Here is a 20,088-nt window from a genome sequence, read left to right on the forward strand (position 1 = left end):
ACGTTCGCCCCAACGCCATTCGATTCGGCCGCCCCGCTCGCGGGCGACGGCCGGGCACAGAACACAGGAGACAACCGTGGCCCATTCCGCGTCGCGCACCCACGCCAACCCGCAGGAACACCAGCCCGCGCGCGCCGGCATCGCATCCGATCCCGCCGCCCGTGCAGCGGCGGCGCAGGCAACGCCACCGAGCCGCAAGCGGCTGCTGATCCTCGCGCTGCTGTTCATCACGGTCGTGATCAACTATCTCGACCGCAGCAACCTGTCGATCGCCGCGCCCGCGCTGTTCAAGGAGCTGAACATCGATCCGGTGCGCGCGGGCCTCGTGTTCTCCGCGTTCGGCTGGACCTACGCGCTGATGCAGATCCCGGGCGGCTGGCTCGTCGACAAGGTGTCGCCGCGCGTGCTGTATGCGGGTGCGCTGGCGCTGTGGTCGGCCGCGACGCTGCTGCTCGGTTTCGCGGGCTCGTTCGTCGGGCTGATCGTGCTGCGTCTCGCGGTCGGCGCGCTCGAGGCGCCGGCCTACCCGATCAACAACCGCGTGGTGACGACGTGGTTCCCGACCCGCGAACGCGCAAGCGCGATCGGCGGCTACACGTCGGGCCAGTTCGTCGGCCTCGCATTCCTCACGCCGGTGCTCGCATGGCTGCAGGTGCATCTCGGCTGGCACATGGTGTTCGTCGCGACCGGCCTCGCCGGCATCGCGTGGGCCGCGATCTGGTATGCGGTGTATCGCGAGCCGCGCGCGTTTCGCGGCGTCAACGCGGCCGAGATCGCGCTGATCCGCGACGGCGGCGGCCTCGTCGATCTCGAAGACCGCATCGCGGCGCGCACCGAACGCGCGCCGTCGACGTGGCGCGACCTCGGCGTCGTGCTCGGCCGGCGCAAGCTGTGGGGCATCTATCTCGGCCAGTTCGCGCTGAACTCGACGCTGTGGTTCTTCCTCACGTGGTTCCCGACCTACCTCGTCAAGTATCGAGGCATGGATTTCATCAAGTCGGGCTTCCTCGCGTCGCTGCCGTTCCTCGCCGCGTTCGTCGGCGTGCTGTGCTCGGGCGTGCTGTCGGACTGGCTGATGCGCCGCGGCGCATCGCAGGGCTTCGCGCGCAAGCTGCCGATCATCTCGGGGCTGCTGATCTCGACCTGCATCATCGGCGCGAACTACGTCACGTCGACCGGCTGGGTGATCGCGTTCATGACGATCGCATTCTTCGGCAACGGCTTCGCGTCGATCACGTGGTCGCTCGTGTCGGGGCTCGCGCCCGCGCGGCTGCTCGGCCTCACCGGCGGCGTGTTCAACCTGATCGGCAACCTGTCCGCGATCGCGACGCCGATCGTGATCGGGCTGCTGGTGAACGGCGCGGACTTCTCGCGCGCGATCACCTACATCGCGGCAATGGCGCTCGCCGGCAGCCTGTCGTACGGGCTGCTCGTAGGAAAGGTCGAGCGCATCGACGCATAAGCGTCGCGAGGGCGGCACGCGCGTGCCGCCCTGCTTTACCGCTACCGCGGCCCGCGCGTCGCGCGTCGCGTCAGAACCTCTGAGCCCCGTCGCGCGCGAGATCGTGCGGATTGCCGGCCACGTAGTCGAGCGCGCACGCATCGGTATCGATGCCCACGCTCAGCAGCGTTTCCCAGCGCTCGGTGTCGGGCATCGACAGGTCCGGATGGAAACACACGACGGCCTGGTCGCCGGCCGCCCCGCACATCGCCGCCGCGCGCTCGCGCACATCGGCGCTGGTCATCCCGCTCACGACATCGTTCAGGTGCGCAAAGCGCTCACGCGTGGTCGAGCTGTCGGGCATGCACTCGCCACCGCTCAGCGCGCGATCGAGGAAGTGATTCGTATGCAGCAGCCAGCCGTCCGGACGCGGTACCACCACGCCGACACCTGACGGGCTCAGCTCGATGCTCGCCGCGCGCGGATTCGCGTCATGTCGTGTGAACACGGTCAGCACCGTCGATGCACTCACGCGCGCGGTGCGGGCAATGTCGATCGCTTCCTGCACCGTCGTCGCATCTTCGAGCAGGCGACGCGCGATCGCATGCACCGGTACCCCGGCGCTGTCGTTGTCGCTCGCGTGATGCAGGATGTTGAAGTGCAGCCCGAGGCCCGCGCTGTTCACGCCGAGCTTCGCCAGCATCCCGAATTCGGAGAACAGCTTGACGGTGCGGCCGTGCGGCGTCGCGACCTGCATCAGCAGCCCCTGCGGCGCGAGGCTGTCGTGCCAGTCCCACGTCTGCAGCGTGCGCGGCGCGTGCGGGCCGGCCGGCGCGTAGACCGTCGTCGAGCACTCGCCTTCGGTCGACGCAGGCGCGGTCGCGAGAATCTCGGTGCGCGCGTTCAGGCATGCGAGCTGCCAGCGCGGCAGGTCGACGCCATCGGCGATCGCCTCGACTTCGGCGGCGAGACGCGGGCACCACGCGCCGAGCGCGGCCAGGCTCGCTTCGCCAATCTCCCGCGCGCGCTGCGGCGCGATGCCGAGCTTCGGGAAGAACGCGAGATACAGCGCGACCGTCTCGCGGATCTCCGGCGCGAAGCGCTCGCCGATCAGGCGGCCGCGCTCGCGCGGATCGGTGATGTCGGTCACGAAGGTGTGCAGCTTCAAGGTCAACTCTCCTGTGTTGAAAGTTCCGGGCCCGCGCGGCCCGGAACGTGATGCGTCGCGCAGCCGATCGGCCGGCACGCACACCGGCCGGAACGGCGAGCACGATCAGAATGATCAGAACGAATAGATGAACTGCATCCCGGCCAGGTCGTTACTGCGCGCGTACGTGCCGTTGCTCTTCAGGAACACGGGATGGTTCGCCGCGTCGTGGCGGTATTCGACCTTCACGGTGATCTGCTGCGTCGGATAGAACAGCAGGTCGGCCGTGATCGCGTAGCGCTGCGCGCCCTTGCACTCGGTGCCGTTCGTCGACGAGCCCCGGAAGCACGCCGGATCGATGCCGAAGCCGCTCGACCCGTTCACCGACGGATTGCCGCCCGCGAGCCCGTACTGGATGTTCGTGCCGCCACCGCCGTTCGACGTGTTGTTCAGGTAGTCGACGCGCAGCGTCGCGCCCATGCGGCCGACCCACGACGTCGTCCACTTCGTATGGCCGAGCAACGACATCCCGTACCAGCGCGCGGTGCCGCCGTTCCATGCGCCCTTCTGCAACTCGCCGTAGTCGACCTGCGCGTTGACCTGCGTCTTGTCGTGCGTATAGGTCACGTCGGCTTCCACGTACTTGTAGAGGCCGGTCGGCGACGAACCGTTGCACTGGTAGCCGTAGCCGCCCGCCTGCGCGCACGGCGAGAACAGCGACTGCCGGCCGAGCATCCCGGAGATGCCGAAGTCGAAGGCGGTCGACGTCGCGTTGTCGAAGCGCGCGGTGATCGTCGGCGTCCAGTTGGTCTTCGTCGTGTTGTTCGCCGCGTTCGCGATCGCGCCGGCCGTGCGCAGCACCTCGTTGCCGATCACGACCTGCCAGAAGCGCGTCATCGCCGCGTTGGAACCCTTCAGCCCGACGCCGATCAGGTTGCCCGGCTCGCTGAAGTCGTACAGCAGCCCGTGCGTGAGCGTCAGCATCTGGTTCGACGGCTGCACTTCGTAGCCGGCTAGGCTCGGCATCATCCCGATCTCGAAGGTGCGCGTCGTGCTGAGCGGCACCGTGACCACCGCCTGCGTGACGATGTTGTTGCCGATGCCGCCGTGCGAATTGCTGAACACGTTGCCGAAGCCGCGGTTCGGCTGGATCACGATCTCCGCCGCTGGCGCCATCGGGCCGACGCCGAAGGTCTTCTTGATGTCGAGATAGAGGTCGCCGATCGTGCTGTTGTAGTAGTCGTACGCGCCCGGGTCGTGGTTCAGGAACTGGAAGCCGGACGTGCGCTGCGCGCGGTTGAACAGGTACACGGGATCGACATAGCCGGTGATGCTCAGGCCCGCGAGCGGGCCGGTGGTCGCCGCTTCCTGCAGCGAGTCGACCTTCAGCGACGCGTTCGCGATCTGCTCGCGCATCTGCTGCAGGTCGTCGTTCGTGAATGCAGGTGTCGAATCGGCGGCCGGCGTGGCGGCCGCTGCCGTGTTGATCGAACCGATCTTCGCGCCGCCCGAGGCGGCATTGGCAGTCGCAGTCGTTGCCGCGCCGGCAGGCTTCGCCGCCAGCATGCTCGAGCGCAGCTCGTTCACCTGCTGCTGCAGCGCGGTGACCTGCGCCTGCAGCGCCTTCATCTTGCTCGCATCGGTCGCCTGCGGCGTGTGCGCGAATGCCGAGGCTGCTTCGAACGCAAGCAGGCACAGCGCCGTCATGTGTTTGATTTTCATGGGGTGGGTGGTCGTCGGGACGAGCGCGCCCCCGCCCGCCGCGATGAGCGGCGGGGCGCGCGAAAGGTAGGCGGGAAAGAGGGGCCGGCTTACTCGGTCTTCAGCTTCGTCCAGAGACGGTTCTGCAGACGCATCAGCTCAGGCGGAACCGGCTTGCTGAGGCTCAGCTTGCGGATCACGTCGGCGGGCGGGAACACGGCCGGATCGCTCGTCACTTCGGCGCGCACGAGACGCTTCGACGACGGCACGGCCGACGGGTACGACGTGTCGTTGGTCAGGTTCGCGCTCTCCTTCTCCGACAGCACGAAGTTGACGAACTTCAGCGCGGCGTCCGGATGCGGCGCATCCTTCGGCACCGCCATCATGTCGAACCACATCGCGCTGCCCTCGGTGGGGATCACGTACTTGATGTGATACGGCTTCTTCGCGGAAGCGGCCGCGATCCGCGCGGAGTTCACGTCGCCCGACCAGCCGAGCGCGAGGCAGATGTCGCCGCCCGCGAGATCGTTGATGTAGCTGCTCGAATTGAACTGCGTGATGTACGGCCGTACCGTCTTCAGCAGCTCGTATGCGGCCTGGTAGTCGGCCGGGTTCGTCGTGTTCGGGTCCTTCTTCAGGTAGACGAACGCCATCCCGAACGCATCGACCGGCGAATCGAGCACCGAAATGCCGCAGTGCTTCAGCTTCTGCGCATACTTCGGATCGAACAGCAGCGCCCAGCTGTCGAGCGGCGCGTCGTTGCCGAGCGCAGCCTTCACCTTCTCGACGTTCATCCCGAGCCCGTCGGTGCCCCATGTCCACGGAAGGCCGAACTGGTTGCCCGGATCGTCCTTCGCGAGCACCTTCATGATTTCCGGATCGAGCAGCCCGTAGTTCGGCACCTGGCTCTTGTCGATCTTGCGGTAGATGCCGGCCTGCAGCTGCCGCGCCCAGAAGATGTCGGACGGCACGACGACGTCGTAGCCCGACGTGCCCGACAGCAGCTTCGCCTGCAGCGTCTCGTTCGAATCGAACTCCTGGTAGACCACCTTGATGCCGGTCGCCTTCTCGAAGTTCGCGATCGTCGCCTTGCCGATCGAGTTGCCCCAGTTGTACACGTTGACGACATCCGCCGCGTGCGCGACCGGCACGCCGGCCCACAGGACGCCGCCCAGCGCGAGCGCCGCGCATGCCGTTCTCAGATGCTTGTTCCAATCCCCTGCCATGGTTTCCTCCGTCGATATCATGATCCGCTCGCGATGAACGGTGTGTGCTTCGGTCCGGAAAAATGTAGCCAGAGGAAATTGGCCGGTCTGCCCTGCCAATAGGGGGACACGCTGCACAATCGGGGCATCCGGTTCCGGACGGAGGCCCCGATCGGCACAACACGGAAGCGATTTGAAAGCATTCGTCATCGCTTCGTCAGGTCAGCCCAGGATCGCTCAGGATGCCTGCACGTCCATGCGCACGCCGAAGTCCTCGCCCACGTGCGTGATGCGGCCGTCCATCATCGTCAGCGCGACGTCGATGCGGCCGATGTCGTACTGGCCGACTTCGAACAGGTCGTTTTCCAGCACGACCAGGTCCGCGCGCTTGCCGGGCGTGAGCGAGCCGACCTCGTGCTCCATCCCGAGCTGGTACGCGCCGTGGATCGTGTACGCGGCGATCAGCTGCGGAATGCTCAGGCGCTCGGCGATATCCGGAAATACCGGTGCATCGGGCTCGCCCGCGAGCTGGCGCGTATGGCCCGACTCGATGTGTTCGAGCGGCTTGTGCTGGCAGCGGCACTGGCACGCGAGGCCGTCCATGCCGATCGACACCGTCACGCCTTCGTCGAGGAACGTGCGGAACTTGTACATGTTGCTCCAGCGCGCGTGGCCGTAGTGATCGCGCAACTGCTCGGTGTACGCGTCGACCACGCCCCACTGCAGCTGCGTGTTCGCCATCACGCCCGCGCGGCGGAAGCGCGGGATGTCGTCCGGATGCGTGAGGAACGCGTGCGTGATCACGTGGCGGCGGTCGCGCGGCGGGTTCGTGCGGTTGACCGCGTCGAAGCCGTCAAGCGCCATCCGCACGGCCGCGTCGCCGACGCAGTGGACCATCACGTTCGCGCTCACGCGATCGGCTTCGACCAGGTAGCGGTTGAACGTGTCGGCCGGCATCGTCGGCGCGCCGCAGGTATCGGGGCGATCCGCGTACGGCTCGAGCAGGTAGGCGGTGTGGTTCGCCTCGGTGCCGTCGAGGAACAGCTTCAGCGCACGCGCCTTCACGAGCGGCGAATCGTACTGCTCGCGGTATTTGACGAGCGTGCCGACCGGATCGTCGATCTCGCCGATCACCGCGACGCTGCCCACCACGCGCAGCTTCAGGTCGCCCGCGCGCTCCATCGTCTGCAGCGTCTCGTACAGGAGCGACTGGTCGCCGCTCGGATCGAAGAAGCCCGCGTCGAACACGGTCGTCACGCCGGCCGCGCACAGTTTCTTCTGCCACGGCGGGATCGACTTCAGGTACAGGTCGATGCCGGTCGGCAGCAGGCCGGCCGCGCTGATCCGCTGCATCAGCAACGAATACGCGGCGCCGTCGACGATCAGGCCGGTCGGCTCGCCCGTCACCGCATCCTTCTCGAACCAGCTCGCGCCCTCCTGCACGGGCGGCGTCGATGCATCGATGCCGGCGATCTCCAGCGCCTTCGAGTTCACCCACATCGAATGGAAATCGGTCGACAGCAGGCACACCGGGCGATCCGCGCAGATCGCGTCGAGCGTCTCCTTGCGCAGCAGCGCCGGCGGAATCGTCGCCTGCACCCAGCCCATCCCGGTGATCGCCGGCTCGTCCGGATGCGATTCGACGTAATCGCGCAGCGCACCGAGCACCTTCTGCGGATCCTCGTAGTTCACGAACGCCTGGAACGCGAACGCGGTCGTCTCGAAGTGCCAGTGCGATTCGACGAAGCCCGGCAGCACGAGCCGGCCGGCCGCGTCGACGACCTTCGTGTCCGCACCGACGTACGCCTGCACGGCCGCCGTATCGCCGACGTGGACGATCCGGCCGTCGCGCACGGCGACGGCCTGCGCCCAGGGCTTGTGCGGGTCGACGGTGTAGACCTTCGCGTTGGTGAGAACGAAATCCGCCGGCGTCGAATCCTTGGCGGCGGGCGTCGGTTGCATCTGCATGGCCTGTCCTTTCTGTTGATCAGGTTTTCGAAGTGCTTTCACTATAGGCAGACGATTCGTGCGGGTATGCCCCCCCGCTGCGGGGGCTCGGGCGCATTCCGGCCACAGCGCGCCCGTTCTTGTCGTCGTTTTGGGGACAACGTGTGAAATGCGCAGCGCGAATCCGGTGATTTCCCGGCTGACGCGCATGCGGCGTTCGCGTAACGTCGCACTGTCCCCTGACCGCCCACGCCCGACCATGCGACTTCTCCAGCCCGACCCGGCCGCCCGCGGCCACTACCTGATCGGCGTGCGCCCCGACACGCTCGGCGCGACGCTGCGCGCAGTCGGCACGCCGGATTTCGTCGGCGCGGTCACGGAGTTCGTCAACGACAGCATCGACGCCGACGCCGTGCACCTCGAACGCTGGCGCGCCGATACGGGCAGCACGTCGGGTTTCGTCGTCGAATGGCTCGGCAGCGGCAGCCTGCGCTTCGCGGCCGATACGTTGCGCGTGATGGATGTCTACTACCAGGACTACTGTCAGGTCGATCCGCTGGTCGCGCCGCTGCGCGGCAAGGCCGGCACGCTGCTGGTGCAGCGTCACGTGGAAGGGATCGCGCAAGGCGAGTTCCGCCGCCGGATCTTCGATGAGCCGGGCATCGCGCAGGAATGCATGCTCGTGCACGGCAGCGCGCACCTGCAATACGCACTCGGGCTTGCGCGCACCGTCGGGCGGCCCGCGTTCACGATGGACGAGCTGTTCCACTTCAGGCAGATGGTGGACCTGCTGTTCCCGATGTTCGAGCTGCATGCGCGTAGCTGCGCGGCGCGGCGCGTGGCGTCGGGGACGGTGAATGCCACGTCGCAGGCGAGCTTCGACGCGCGCTTGGAACGGCAGGACGTGCAGTTGTCGCGCCGCGAGCACGAGATCTGCCGGCTGATGCTGTGCGGGCGCTCGGTGCCCGAGGCCGCGCAGCAGCTCGACGTGAAGCTGTCGACGGCCGAGTCGTATGTGAAGCGCGCGTTCGCAAAGCTCGGCGTGCGCACGCGCCGCGAGCTGTTCGACTGGGTGCTGGTCGACTGCTGAACGCGCGGCGCGGGCTTATGCGGCCAGCGCGGCCGCCTTGATGTTGAACGCGCGCAGCAGGTCCTCGCAGAACGCGTCGACGATCGGCTTGTCGCTCGCGCTGCGCTTCATCGCGAGATGCAGCGGCACGTCGAAGCTGAACGTCGTGCGGCCGACGGCCTTCACGAGCCCGCGCTGCTCGAACGGCTCCGCGTAGTGCGCGGGCAGGTAGCCGAGATGGCCGCCCGACAGGATCAGGATCGTCGCGGCCTCGATGCTGTCCGCGCTCGCGGTCACGCGCCGCTCGGGCAGCGGATACTGCTCCTCCGGCACCGGATAGGTGCGCCAGACCCAGTCGTGAAGCTGCAGGTCGTCCGCCGTCACGGGCCGCGACGCATGGAACAGCGGATGCCCGCGCCCGCAGTAGATCACCTGCTGCTCGGTAAAGAGCGGCGTATAGAGCAGCCCCGGCACGCGATGCCAGAAATAACCGATCGCGAGATCGAGCTGGTTGTTGACGAGGCTTTCCTCGAGCTCCTGCGGCGATGCGACCTTCATCGCGAACGTGACGGCCTGGTCGCGCTTGCGGAACGCGCCGATCGCATCGGCCACGCGCGCGTTCTCGACGAGCGGCGCCTGGCCGATCAGGCCGATCGACAGCGTGCCGACCAGCTTGCGGTCGATGTCGCGCACCCGCGCGACGAATTCGGAGGTCGCCGCGACGAGCGTGCGGGCGGTGGCCGCGAAGCGTTCGCCCTTCGACGTCAGGCGAAAGCCGCCGCGCCCGCGATCGCACAGCTTGAAGCCGACGCGCGCTTCGAGCGCCGACAGCTGCGTGCTGATCGTCGACTGCCGCACGCCGAGCGACGCCTCGGCAGCCGTGATGCCGCGTGCGTCGACGACGGCCAGAAAGACCCGGATGAGCCGGAGATCGAGATCGGAAGTATTCGAGAACATGCTTCAAGCCGCTGCGCGTGTGCGCGTTACCCGGCCGGCCAGCACGTCGCGCATCGCACGCCACGCCGGCCGCCTTCGCCGATGAACCGAACCGGACGCGCGCCGCCATCGGCAGCCGCACGCGTCGCCACCGTCATTCAGATGCCACCGCGAGCGCGCGTTCCATGCCGAACACGGCCGGCCGCAGCCGCCGGTAGCAGAGGAACGCCACCGCGCACAGCACGATCGCCGCGATCAGCGCCGACTGCGTGCCCGCGCTCTCGATCAGCGAACCGCCCGCGACCGAGCCGACGCCGTAGCCGAGCGCGACGCAGCCCGGCGACAGCGCGGCCGATTTTCCGACCAGGTCGTACTGCGGAATCGTCGCGTAGATCAGCAGCGCGCCGCCGGTCCAGCAGCCGATGAACACGATCGCACCGAGCGTGAACGTCGCGGCCGATGCCGGCAGCGCGAGCAGCACGGCCGCGACCGCGCAGCCGCCGAGGTTCACGAGCGCCCAGCGGCGCAGGCCCGCGCCCGCGCCGAGTTTCGGCATCGCCGCGCAGATCACGAGGCTCGCGATGTTCGCCGCACCGAGCACGAGCGACACCGACTTGCCGCTCAGGCCCGCAGCCGTACCGATCTTCTCGAGGAAGGTCCACACGACGCCGACGCCGCCGTACAGCGCGAGCTGCGCGCACAGCACGAGCATCGCGCCCTTGCGGTCGATGCGACCGGCGACGCCGGCCGGCGTCGGTGCAGCCATCGTCTCGCCGCGGCGAAACAGCGGCGTCGCGAGCACGAACATGCCGAGCACGCACGCGACGAAGCCGAACACCCCGTGCGCGCCCCATGTGTCGCTCAGCATCGGGAAGATGTAGGCGAGCAACACCATGCTCCACGTCACCTGCCCCATCAGCATGATCCCGAGATTGCGTTCCGGCGCGCGCGAATACGACAGGTAGCGCAGCGCGATGCCGTTCAGCCCGCCCGAGCCGACGCCCGCGATGAACTGCAACGCCGAATACGCAACCAGCCCGTGCGTCGCGAGCGTGCCGAGGTTCGCGCCGGCCGCGAGCGTCACCGCGCCCGCGAGCACCCAGCGGACCGGCTGGCGGCCGAGCACGAACGCGACGAGCAGCGTGCCCGTCGATTCGCCGAGCACCTCGATGAAACTCGACAGCCCGAGCGCCGCTTCGCCGAAGCCCCAATGACGCTCGACCTGCCCGACGATCGCGGGCAGGCCGAGGAAGACCGTCGGCCCGAGCATGCCGAGCAGCAGCATCACGACGACGAATAGCGCGCTTTCCTGTCGCGCTTCATCCTGCAGGTTGACTACATTCATCTGGTGTCTCTCTCCGTGTCCGCGGTGCGGACCGTCTCCTCTGGGGATCGTTTTTGGTGTCGCTACGGCGGCGGCCCGGCGTGGTGCCGTGCCACCGCGTCATCGCTTACATCGGGAAGCCCATCGCCTTGATGCCGCTGATCCACGCGCGCTTCCAGCCGCCTTCCGCATCCGCGCCGTCGAATGCATGAAACGTGATCTTCGCGGCCATCCAGCGCATCGGTTCCGGCGGGATGTAGCTCGGGCTCTGGTTCGCGATGTCGAGCTTGCGCTCGGGGCTGTCGCGATCGAACAGGATGTTCAGCCCCATGAACGCGCCGAACCGGCTCGCCGCGACGCCGAAGCCCGTATAGCCGGCGACGAACACGGCCTTGTCGCCGAGATAGCGCTTCGCGAACACCGAGCCGCGCGAGCAGTAGTCGATCGGTCCGCCCCACGCGTGCGAGAAGCGCACATCGCTCAGTTGCGGGAACGTGCGGTAGAACGCTTCCGCGAGCCGGTAGTACGTTTCGCGCTGGCCGTCCTGATGCGGCTCCGGGTCGCCGTCGAAGTGATAGCTCACCAGCCCGCCGAAGATGATGTTGTTGTTCTTCGTCAGGCGGAAATAGTTGAGCTGCGTGCGCGTGTCGTACACGCCCTGGCGGTTCTTCCAGCCGATCCGCGCAAGCTGCTCGTCGCTGAGCGGCTCGGTCGCGAGCACGTGGTCGCGCACCTGCATCACACGGCGGTTGATATCGGGAATCCCGACTTTCGCGGTGCCGCTGCCGAACACGACGCGCGGGGCACGCACGCTGCCCTTCGGCGTCTTCACGAACACCGTGCTGCCTTCGTCGGTCACGGTCACGAGCGGCGTGTGCTCGTACAGCTTCACGCCGAGCTTCAGCGCCGCGCGCTTCAGCCCCCACGCGAGCTTCGCCGGATGCACGATGCCGCTGCGGTTGCGCGACCACAGCGCACCCGCGAACAGCGGCGAATTCAGTTGTTCGAGCGTTTCGTCGCGGTTCAGCAGCACGACGTTGTGGCCGTACTCGCGATGCAGGTCGTAGTCGCCCTTCAGGTGCGCGATGTGCTCGGGGTCGACCGCCACCGTCATTTCGCCGTTCCACTCGATGTCGGCGTCGATGTCGTAGCGCTTCAGCGTGTCCTCGAAGCCGTCGAGGTTGTGATGGCCGAATTCCTCGAGCTGCGCGATGTCGTTCGGGAACACGCGCACCGCGTTCGGCAGCCCGTGCATCACCGACGTCGAGATGATCCCGCCCGCGCGGCCCGATGCGCCGTGCGCCACCTTGCCGGCCTCGATCAGCACCACGTTCAGGTGCGGCATCTGTTCCTTCGCCTGCACCGCCGACCACAGCCCCGTAAAGCCGCCGCCGACGATCAGCAGGTCGGCCGTCACGTCGCCGACGAGCTCCGGCTCGGTCGCAGGCGCCGCCGGGTTGTCGAGCCAGTACGGGAACAGCTTCGTATTCGCGAGCGCCGCCTCGACGCCCAATGCGACCGGCGCGCCACGCGTGGCTTGCGCCTGCTCCGGTGCAGTCTCTCTTGTTTTGACTTCCATTTCCATGATCCCAGCCATCACACGCGAAAAGCGAAACCGCCGCCGGGCGCGCGTCACACGGACGACGACACCACGGCGGCGGCTCCGGACATCACGACTTCTCGAGCAGCACGTAGAACTTCTTCGCGTCCTCGATCGTCTCCCAGCGGCCCGCGAAACCGGCCGGCAGCAGGTAGCCCTGGCCCGGCGTGAATTCCTTGCGGTTGCCTTCGACGTCGGTCAGCGCGATCCGGCCCTCGACGAGCCACACGGCTTCGTCGGCCGCGGTTTCCGGAAACTCCACCGAGCCGACTTTCCCTTCCCACCAGCCGATGAGGTAGTTGCCGCTCTTGCCTTCCGCCGCGCGCCAGTCGCTTTCGTCCATCCCGAAGTCGAGCTTCGTGAATTCGCCAATGCCTGCGCCGAGCGGCAGGATGTCCTTGATCAGTTTGGTCATCTGAATCTTTCGTCTCTTGATTGAAAAAAGCAGAGACAAAGTTACTCATTTACACTGCCCCGGTATGCCCCCCTCCGGGGGGGACAAGCGGTGTTTTCCGGGGCAAACGGGTCGGCAGGACAACCGACGGTGTTTCCCCTTAATGACGTTTTCGGTTGCGAACGCTACAATCGCGCCGCCTTTCACCCGGGGAACCGCATGCTGCTCAACGTGAACCCCTTCCACCGCGACGACGACCGTTTCAACGTGTCGTTCAAGGCGCTGGGCGAGCTGATCGAGACGGTCGGCACGCCGCACTTCGTGCCGCGCCTCACGCAACTGCTCAATGACGTGGTGCCGCTCGACGTCGCGCATGTCGAGCGTTCGCGCGTCGACGGCTCGATGCCTACCGGCTATCGATGCGAATGGATCGGCAGCAGTGGCATCGATACCGAATCCACCGAAATCTCCGACGTGATGACGCTCTACTACGAGCGTTTTCTCGACAGCGACCCGCTGTTCGCGGGGCTGCGCGGCAAGACAGGCACGATGCTGGTTGTTCGCGACATTGCGGCGATCCCGCCCGGCGAATTCCGCCAGCGGCTGTTCGACGACGTGCATATCGGCCACGAATGCGTGCTCGCACGCGGCACGCGCTATGCGCAGCATTCGATCGCGCTGGAGCGCGGCCGCGACCGGCCGCCGTTCACGCTCGCCGAGATGAACCGCTTTCGCAGCATCAGCGACATGCTGTTCCCGCTGCTCGAACTGCATGCGTCGACCACGGCCGCGCGGCGCGTCGCGCATCCGACACCCGAAGTCCATCCGCTCGCGCAGTTCGATACGCGAATCGCGGCCGACGGCGTGAAGCTGTCGAAGCGCGAATACGAAACCTGCAAGCACCTGCTCTCCGGCAAGACCGTGCCGGAGACGGCCGAAATCCTCGGCGTGCGCGTCGCGTCGGCCGAGTCGTACGTGAAGCGCGCGTTCTCGAAGCTCGGCGTGCGCACCAAGCGCGAGCTCGCCGCATGGGGTTCGGCATCCACCGCGTTCCCTTCTACCGGCCCGCACGACGGCGCCGCGCCGCCCGCCATCCCGCGCTGACACGCCCGGCCTCACCGCGCGGTCGCGTTCGGTTGCGCCGCGTCGATGCGGCGGCGCTACTTGCATCGAAGCCCGTCGATGTAAACGTTGCGACTTCAAAATCTTCGCGCGGGCGTTCTCCTCTACCATCGGCCGATCGCTTGACCTCACAAGAAAGGAGACGGCCCATGCCCCGCGAACTGAATCAACCGATGGGCGGCAACGAGATGCCGCGCTTTGGCGGCATCGCCACGATGATGCGGCTGCCGCAAGCCGCGACGACCGACGGCCTCGACGTGTGCTTCGTCGGCGTGCCGCTCGATCTCGGCACGTCGAATCGCTCGGGCTCGCGCTTCGGCCCGCGCCAGATCCGCACCGAATCCGTGCTGCTGCGCCCGTACAACATGGCCACGCGCGCGGCGCCGTTCGATTCGCTGCAGGTGGCCGACATCGGCGACGTCGCGACCAACCCGTACGACCTGAAGGACTCGGTGCGCCGCATCGAGGAAGCCTATGACGAGATCGTCGCGAACGGCTGCCGGCCGATCACGCTCGGCGGCGACCACACGATCGCGTGGCCGATCCTGCGCGCACTGCACAAGAAGTACGGCAAGGTCGCCGTCGTGCACGTCGATGCGCACGCGGACGTGAACGACACGATGTTCGGCGAGAAGATCGCGCACGGCACGCCGTTCCGCCGCGCGGTGGAAGACGGGCTGCTGCAATGCGACAAGGTCACGCAGATCGGCCTGCGCGGCACCGGCTACCACGCGGACGATTTCGACTGGTGCCGCCAGCAGGGCTTCACCGTCGTGCAGGCCGAAGAATGCTGGAACAAGTCGCTCGCGCCGCTGATGGCGCAGGTGCGCGAACGCGTCGGCGACACGCCGGTCTACCTGAGCTTCGACATCGACGGCCTCGATCCGTCGTTCGCACCCGGCACCGGCACGCCCGAAATCGGCGGCCTCACCGTACAGCAGGGCCTCGAGATCGTGCGCGGGATGAAGGGCCTGAACATCGTCGGCGCAGACCTCGTCGAAGTCGCGCCGCCCTACGATCCGACCGGCACCACCGCGCTCACGGGCGCGAACCTCGCGTTCGAGATGCTCTGCGTGATGCCGGGCGTCGCCTACCGCTAACCCGACCGACAGGATGACCGTCATGTCCACTGCCGAGCTTTCCCGTTCCACCGCCACGTTCGTGCTGCCCGCCGCGCACATCGCCGGCCAGCCCGTGCGCACGCAGGCCGACGCGCCCGGCGCACCGATCTTCGACGCGTCGACGGGTGCCGCGATCGGCTGGCAGGAATTCGCGACGCCCGCACACGTCGACGCCGCGGTGCGCGCCGCGCGCGATGCGTTCCCCGGCTGGCGCGATACGCCGCCCGCCGAGCGCGGCCGGATTCTCGCCAAAATCGCCGAGCGCGTCGAAGCGTCGCGCGATCGTCTTGCGGCGCTGCAGATGCAGGTGAGCGGCAAGCCGCCGTTCGAAGCCGAGGCCGATGTCGGCGACGTCGCCGCGACGTTCGCGTACTACGCGAAGCTGTGCGAGGACCCGGCGCTGTTCGCGGCCGAACCGGTCGCGCTGCCGAGCGACGCCGTCACGGCCGAACGCTTCTACGATTCCGTCGGCGTCGCGGCGCTCGTCATGCCGTGGAACTTCCCGATGGTCACGACCGCGTGGAAGCTCGCGCCCGCGCTCGCGGCCGGCTGTGCGGTCGTGCTGAAGCCGTCCGAACTGACGTCGCCCACCGAACACGCGCTGCTCGCCATCGTCGCCGAAGCCGGCGTGCCGGCCGGCGTGGTCAACGTCGTGAACGGCGGCGCCGAGGTCGGCGCGGCGCTGACCGCGCATCCGCTGATCGACAAGATCTCGTTTACCGGCAGCACGGCGGCCGGCCGCAAGGTCATGCAGGCCGCCGCCGTCGACATGAAGCGCGTGACGCTCGAACTCGGCGGCAAGTCGTCGCTGATCGTGCGCGACGACGCCGATCTCGACGTCGCGGTGTCGCTCGCGGTCGCGGGCGCCTTCACGAACGCGGGCCAGATGTGCTCGGCCACCGCGCGCATCCTCGTGCACGACAGCGTGTACCGCAGCTTCATGGCGGCGTTCGAGACCGCCGTGCGCGCACTCGTCGTCGCGCCGCCGGCCGCGGAACAGGTCGCGATGGGGCCGCTGATCTCGGCCGCGCAGCGTACGCGCGTCGAAGCGATGCTCCAGCACGGCATCGATGCGGGCGCACGCGTCGCCTTCAGCGGCCGGGTGACGGATGCCGGCGGCGACGGCTTCTTCATGGCGCCTGTCGTGATCGCCGAGCCGGCGGCCGACAACCCGCTGTGGACCGACGAAGTGTTCGGCCCCGTCGCGTGCGTGAAATCGTTCCGCACCGACGACGAAGCGATCGCGCTCGCGAACGACACGCGCTACGGGCTCGTCGCGACCGTCGTGACGCGCGATGCGGCCATCGCGAAGCAATTCCAGCAGCGCGTGCGCGCGGGGCTCGTGTGGATCAATGCGCCGCAGCTCATCTACCCGCACGTGTGCTGGGGCGGCTTCGGGCTCAGCGGCATCGGCCGCGAACTCGGCGTTGCAGGGCTGCGCAGCTATCAGGAACTGCGCCACGCGATGCGCGCGATCGACTGACCAGCGCGGCCGTTCAGGCCGTTGGCGGCACCGTGCCCCACGCACGGTGCCGTTTTTTTTGCGGTTCTGCCCAGCGTTTCAGGGCGCGTGCCCGGCAATCGGCATTCGTCGGTCATGCGTTTGCACGGCGCGTGCGCAACCGTCAATGCGACCGCGCCACGGCATGATCGTGCTCGCGCAGCTCGCCAGGAATCGCACACTCCGCGAGCCCGCCCGCATCGATCCATGCGCGCGTGCGTTCCGCGGCCTTGTCGATCAGTTGCGCGCACTGTGAGTAATCGTATGACGAGACGTCGAGCGGACAGAGCGGCGGCACCACATGGATTTGCGCGCGTGCCGCGTACAGCGCCAGATCGCGCACCAGTTGCCGCGCGATCACGAGCGTCAGTGCGTGCGTCGCATGCGCGATCGGGCTGCGCGGCGGGACACGCAACGCACAGGCGAACCCGGCCGGCAGCACGACGATCCGCTTGACGCCGAGCGCGATCGCAACCGAGATCGGCGTATTGTTCGCGACGCCGCCGTCGACGAGTTCCACACCGCCGATGCTGACCGACGGAAACACACCGGGAATCGCCACGCTGGCCTGCACGGCATCCACGACCGAGCCGGCGGACAGCACGACTTCGCGGCCGTTCAGCACGTCGGTGGCGACGATGTGGAGCGGCAGCGCGGCCTGCTCGATCCGCCGGTACGGCAGGTTCTTTTCCAGCAGCCGGCGCAGCGCATCGGCCTCGACCAGATGCGGCCGGTTGCGCAGCAGCATCGCGATGACGCTGCGCAACGAGAACGGCATGACGTCCTGACGGCGAATCCTGCACCACAGCGCGGCGAGCATCGCGACGCCGTCCGCGTCCGGCCGGCCGGCGAAATAGGCGGCATTGATCGCGCCCGCCGACGCGCCGACGACGCAATCGGGCCGTTCGCCGCTCGCGACCAGCTCGCGGAGCATGCCGACCTCGATCGCGCCAAGACTGCCGCCGCCGGCGAACACGAAGGCGGTCGAGGGAGTGGGATCGGAAGCCACGGTGTGCCCTCCTGCGGTTGGCTGCGACAGTGCATTCACCATGATGGATCGTGCGGCGCCCCGGATGTCCTGATGAAAACCCTGCCGGCACACGGATCCAGCCCCGGTCGGCCGCCGATGCGCGCCGCGCTCCCCGGATTTCCGCGACGCACCTTTTTGGAGAGGGCGACGTGATGCGCCGTCCTGCTTCCGGGTCGCATCCATATGGAACCTCGCGCAACGGCCGCGCACTTTTTGACCTCGATCAAGAAAACCGTGCACATCGGCGCGCGCAAACGTATGCAACGCATTCGCCGTGCGTGATACGTGGAACCACGGCTTCAGTTGTCCGGACGATCGCCGTTATTGCATCAACACCCGCCGATTGGCGTCGTTTTGCAGCGCATCGGGACGACGGCCCGGTTCGCATCCGACACGCAGCGACCCGGGGCCGTCGCGGGCATGGAGCGGGATAGCCGGACCTCCCGCTCGCTTTTGAACAACGCATGCAGCAGCGCAAGTCGCGAACGAGGGAATCATGTTTGTAGCCATCGGGTGGATCGTCGTCATCGGGTCGGTGATCGGCAGTTTTGTCGGCGTGGGCGGACATTTGCCGGCCTTGTTGCAACCGTTCGAGCTGCTATGCATTTTCGGCGCCGCACTGGGCGCGTTCGTCGTCAGCAATCCGGTCACGACGCTGAAGAAGACGATCAAGAGCCTGCCGACCTGTTTCAAGGGCGGCGGCTATACGAAGCAGCAATACGTCGAGTTGATCGCCCTGTTGTACGAGCTGCTGCAGAAGGCCCGCAAGGACGGCATGATGGCGCTCGAGGCCGACGTCGACGCGCCCGAGCAAAGCCCGCTGTTCCAGAAGTATTCGCACGTGCTCGGTGACCATCACCTGCTCGACTTCATCGTCGATTACTTGCGGATGATGTCGGGCGGCAACGTGAACGTGCTGGAAATGCAGGACCTGATGGATGAAGAACTGCATACGCACCACGCGGAGGCATCGGTCGCGGCCAACGCGATCCAGAAGATGGCGGACGGCCTGCCGGCATTCGGCATCGTCGCCGCGGTGATGGGGGTCGTGCATACGATGGGCTCGGTCGGCGCGCCGCCCGCCGTGCTCGGCAAGATGATCGCCGGCGCGCTCGTCGGCACCTTCCTCGGCATCCTGCTCGCGTATGGCTTCGTCGGCCCGCTCGCGGATCTGCTCCATGCGAAGGGCCGCGCGGCGGCCAAGCCGTTCCAGTGCGTGAAGGCCGTGCTGCTCGCGTCGATGAGCGGCTACGCGCCGGCGGTGGCGGTGGAATTCGGCCGCAAGGTGCTGTTCACGGCCGATCGCCCGAGCTTCAAGGAGCTCGACGAGGCCGTCCGCGCGACGAAGTCGCCCAAGGCCGCGTAACGGGGGCGCCATGGCCGACAGTCGCTCCAATCCGTCGAAACAGGCCCCGCTCGTCGTCGTGCGCCGCAGGAAAGGCGAGGACCACGACGCCCACCACGGCGGCGCATGGAAGATCGCCTACGCCGATTTCGTCACGGCGATGATGGCGTTCTTCCTGCTGATGTGGTTGCTCGGCTCCGTTTCCAAGTACGACAAGCAGGGGATCGAGGATTACTTCAACACGCCGCTGTCGACACTCCTGTCCGGTGGGAAGGATGCGCAGGCACCGCGTCCGAGCGTCGTGCAAGGGGGCGGCCGCGACCTGTCCGACCCGGCGCCGGCGATCGACTCGAAAGCGCAGCCGGTGCCGGCCAGCGCGCCCGCCGCACTCGCCGCGATCGTCGATACGCAAAAGCTCGAACGCCTGAAGGCGAAGCTGACCGCCGTGATTGCGCAAAGCCCGTCGTTGCGCGCGTACCAGGACCAGATCCGGATCGCGATCACCCACGAAGGTTTGCGCATCGAGATCGTCGATTCCCTCAAGCGCCCCATGTTCGCGTCGGGCAGTGCGCAACCCGAAAGCTATGCCACTGCGATCCTCGCCCAGATCGGTACGGCACTCGACGACGTCGAGAACCGCGTGTCGATCGCGGGGCATACCGATTCGACGCCGTATCCCGACGGCCCCACGGGCTATTCGAACTGGGAGCTCTCCAGCGATCGCGCGAACGCCGCGCGGCGCGCGCTGGTTGCGGGCGGATTGCGGGAAGACAAGCTGCTCCAGGTGCGCGGGCTCGCGGATGTGCTGCCGCTCGACAAGAATGTGGCGGACGAGCCGACCAATCGCCGCATCAGCATCCTCGTGATGAACAATGCCGCCGAGCAGGCGTTCTTTCGGGACGGCGGCCGGACGACGATGGACGAGACGGCCAGTGCCCGGGCCGCCGTGCTGCCGGCGGCGGTCACGCGGCAGCATTAGGCGCACGCGTTCACGCGTGCGGGCCGGATGTGCGCGGCCACCGTGCACATCCTCGTGCCCGACAGCGTGTACCGCCGCTTCATGGCCGCGTTCGGAACGGCCGTGAGCAACATCGACTGACCAGTCGGCCGCTCAGGCCGTTGACGGCACCGTGTCTCATCCGCGGTGCCGTCTTTTTCTCCGCATTCGATATATTCCGTAGAATATATCGATACCTGCACTTCCG

16 protein-coding genes are annotated in these 20,088 nt (G+C 67.5%); 7 read left to right on the forward strand and 9 right to left on the reverse strand.

Annotation, left to right across the window (positions count from 1 at the left end; all coding sequences use genetic code 11):
• Nucleotides 1–76: 76 nt before the first annotated feature.
• Entirely contained in the window at nucleotides 77–1,462 is a 1,386-nt protein-coding gene (locus LGN19_RS28835; RefSeq protein ID WP_226218493.1) for an MFS transporter, read from the forward strand.
• A 70-nt stretch (nucleotides 1,463–1,532) separates the two neighbouring features.
• Here the strand turns inward: LGN19_RS28835 and LGN19_RS28840 are convergent, their stop codons facing one another.
• The 4 genes from LGN19_RS28840 to LGN19_RS28855 form a co-directional block, all read right to left on the reverse strand.
• On the reverse strand, nucleotides 1,533–2,609 hold the full coding sequence (locus tag LGN19_RS28840) for a C45 family autoproteolytic acyltransferase/hydolase (protein WP_226218494.1): 1,077 nt from the start codon (nucleotides 2,607–2,609) through the stop codon (nucleotides 1,533–1,535).
• A gap of 114 nt (nucleotides 2,610–2,723) precedes the next feature.
• Nucleotides 2,724–4,310, reverse strand: coding sequence for a DUF3138 family protein (locus tag LGN19_RS28845; RefSeq protein ID WP_226218496.1), 1,587 nt, complete (start codon nucleotides 4,308–4,310; stop codon nucleotides 2,724–2,726).
• Between the two features lie 89 nt (nucleotides 4,311–4,399).
• Nucleotides 4,400–5,515 carry a polyamine ABC transporter substrate-binding protein gene (locus LGN19_RS28850; RefSeq protein ID WP_226218498.1) on the reverse strand — a complete coding sequence of 372 codons (1,116 nt, stop codon included), beginning with the start codon at nucleotides 5,513–5,515 and terminating at the stop codon, nucleotides 4,400–4,402.
• A gap of 216 nt (nucleotides 5,516–5,731) precedes the next feature.
• Nucleotides 5,732–7,462 (reverse strand): amidohydrolase, encoded by a 1,731-nt coding sequence (locus LGN19_RS28855; RefSeq protein ID WP_226218499.1) that lies wholly within the window; start codon nucleotides 7,460–7,462, stop codon nucleotides 5,732–5,734.
• Between the two features lie 238 nt (nucleotides 7,463–7,700).
• Between LGN19_RS28855 and LGN19_RS28860 the strand changes: the two genes are divergently transcribed.
• Nucleotides 7,701–8,531: a helix-turn-helix transcriptional regulator gene (locus LGN19_RS28860; RefSeq protein ID WP_226218501.1), complete on the forward strand. Its 831-nt coding sequence runs from the start codon at nucleotides 7,701–7,703 to the stop codon at nucleotides 8,529–8,531.
• A 15-nt stretch (nucleotides 8,532–8,546) separates the two neighbouring features.
• Here LGN19_RS28860 and LGN19_RS28865 read toward each other — a convergent pair whose 3' ends face one another.
• The 4 genes from LGN19_RS28865 to LGN19_RS28880 all read right to left on the reverse strand — a co-directional run bounded on the left by LGN19_RS28865 (nucleotide 8,547) and on the right by LGN19_RS28880 (nucleotide 12,785).
• Nucleotides 8,547–9,467, reverse strand: a complete 921-nt coding sequence (locus LGN19_RS28865) for a LysR family transcriptional regulator (RefSeq protein WP_039353976.1) — start codon at nucleotides 9,465–9,467, stop codon at nucleotides 8,547–8,549.
• 133 nt (nucleotides 9,468–9,600) lie between these two features.
• Nucleotides 9,601–10,791: an MFS transporter gene (locus LGN19_RS28870; protein WP_226218502.1), complete on the reverse strand. Its 1,191-nt coding sequence runs from the start codon at nucleotides 10,789–10,791 to the stop codon at nucleotides 9,601–9,603.
• Nucleotides 10,792–10,897: 106 nt separating this feature from the next.
• Nucleotides 10,898–12,355, reverse strand: coding sequence for an NAD(P)/FAD-dependent oxidoreductase (locus LGN19_RS28875; protein WP_226218504.1), 1,458 nt, complete (start codon nucleotides 12,353–12,355; stop codon nucleotides 10,898–10,900).
• Between the two features lie 85 nt (nucleotides 12,356–12,440).
• Complete coding sequence (locus tag LGN19_RS28880; protein WP_027789860.1) at nucleotides 12,441–12,785, reverse strand: cupin domain-containing protein; 345 nt, start codon at nucleotides 12,783–12,785, stop codon at nucleotides 12,441–12,443.
• 198 nt (nucleotides 12,786–12,983) lie between these two features.
• Between LGN19_RS28880 and LGN19_RS28885 the strand changes: the two genes are divergently transcribed.
• The 3 genes from LGN19_RS28885 (at nucleotide 12,984) to LGN19_RS28895 (ending at nucleotide 16,490) form a co-directional block, all read left to right on the forward strand.
• The gene (locus LGN19_RS28885) at nucleotides 12,984–13,868 is read left to right on the forward strand and encodes a helix-turn-helix transcriptional regulator (RefSeq protein ID WP_122948690.1); all 885 of its coding nucleotides are present in this window, start codon (nucleotides 12,984–12,986) and stop codon (nucleotides 13,866–13,868) included.
• A 167-nt stretch (nucleotides 13,869–14,035) separates the two neighbouring features.
• Nucleotides 14,036–14,986, forward strand: a complete 951-nt coding sequence (speB, locus tag LGN19_RS28890; RefSeq protein WP_043178716.1) for an agmatinase — start codon at nucleotides 14,036–14,038, stop codon at nucleotides 14,984–14,986.
• Between the two features lie 22 nt (nucleotides 14,987–15,008).
• Nucleotides 15,009–16,490, forward strand: a complete 1,482-nt coding sequence (locus LGN19_RS28895; protein ID WP_226218506.1) for an aldehyde dehydrogenase family protein — start codon at nucleotides 15,009–15,011, stop codon at nucleotides 16,488–16,490.
• Nucleotides 16,491–16,632: 142 nt separating this feature from the next.
• Here the strand turns inward: LGN19_RS28895 and LGN19_RS28900 are convergent, their stop codons facing one another.
• Nucleotides 16,633–17,517, reverse strand: coding sequence for a patatin-like phospholipase family protein (locus tag LGN19_RS28900; protein WP_226218507.1), 885 nt, complete (start codon nucleotides 17,515–17,517; stop codon nucleotides 16,633–16,635).
• Between the two features lie 517 nt (nucleotides 17,518–18,034).
• Here LGN19_RS28900 and motA point away from each other — a divergent pair.
• On the forward strand, nucleotides 18,035–18,904 hold the full coding sequence (motA, locus tag LGN19_RS28905; RefSeq protein WP_122948689.1) for a flagellar motor stator protein MotA: 870 nt from the start codon (nucleotides 18,035–18,037) through the stop codon (nucleotides 18,902–18,904).
• Between the two features lie 10 nt (nucleotides 18,905–18,914).
• Nucleotides 18,915–19,862 (forward strand): flagellar motor protein MotB, encoded by a 948-nt coding sequence (gene motB / locus LGN19_RS28910; protein WP_226218509.1) that lies wholly within the window; start codon nucleotides 18,915–18,917, stop codon nucleotides 19,860–19,862.
• Nucleotides 19,863–20,088 lie beyond the last annotated feature (226 nt).

This window comes from Burkholderia sp. AU30198 (assembly GCF_020419825.1).
In the GTDB taxonomy this organism is placed as follows: domain Bacteria; phylum Pseudomonadota; class Gammaproteobacteria; order Burkholderiales; family Burkholderiaceae; genus Burkholderia.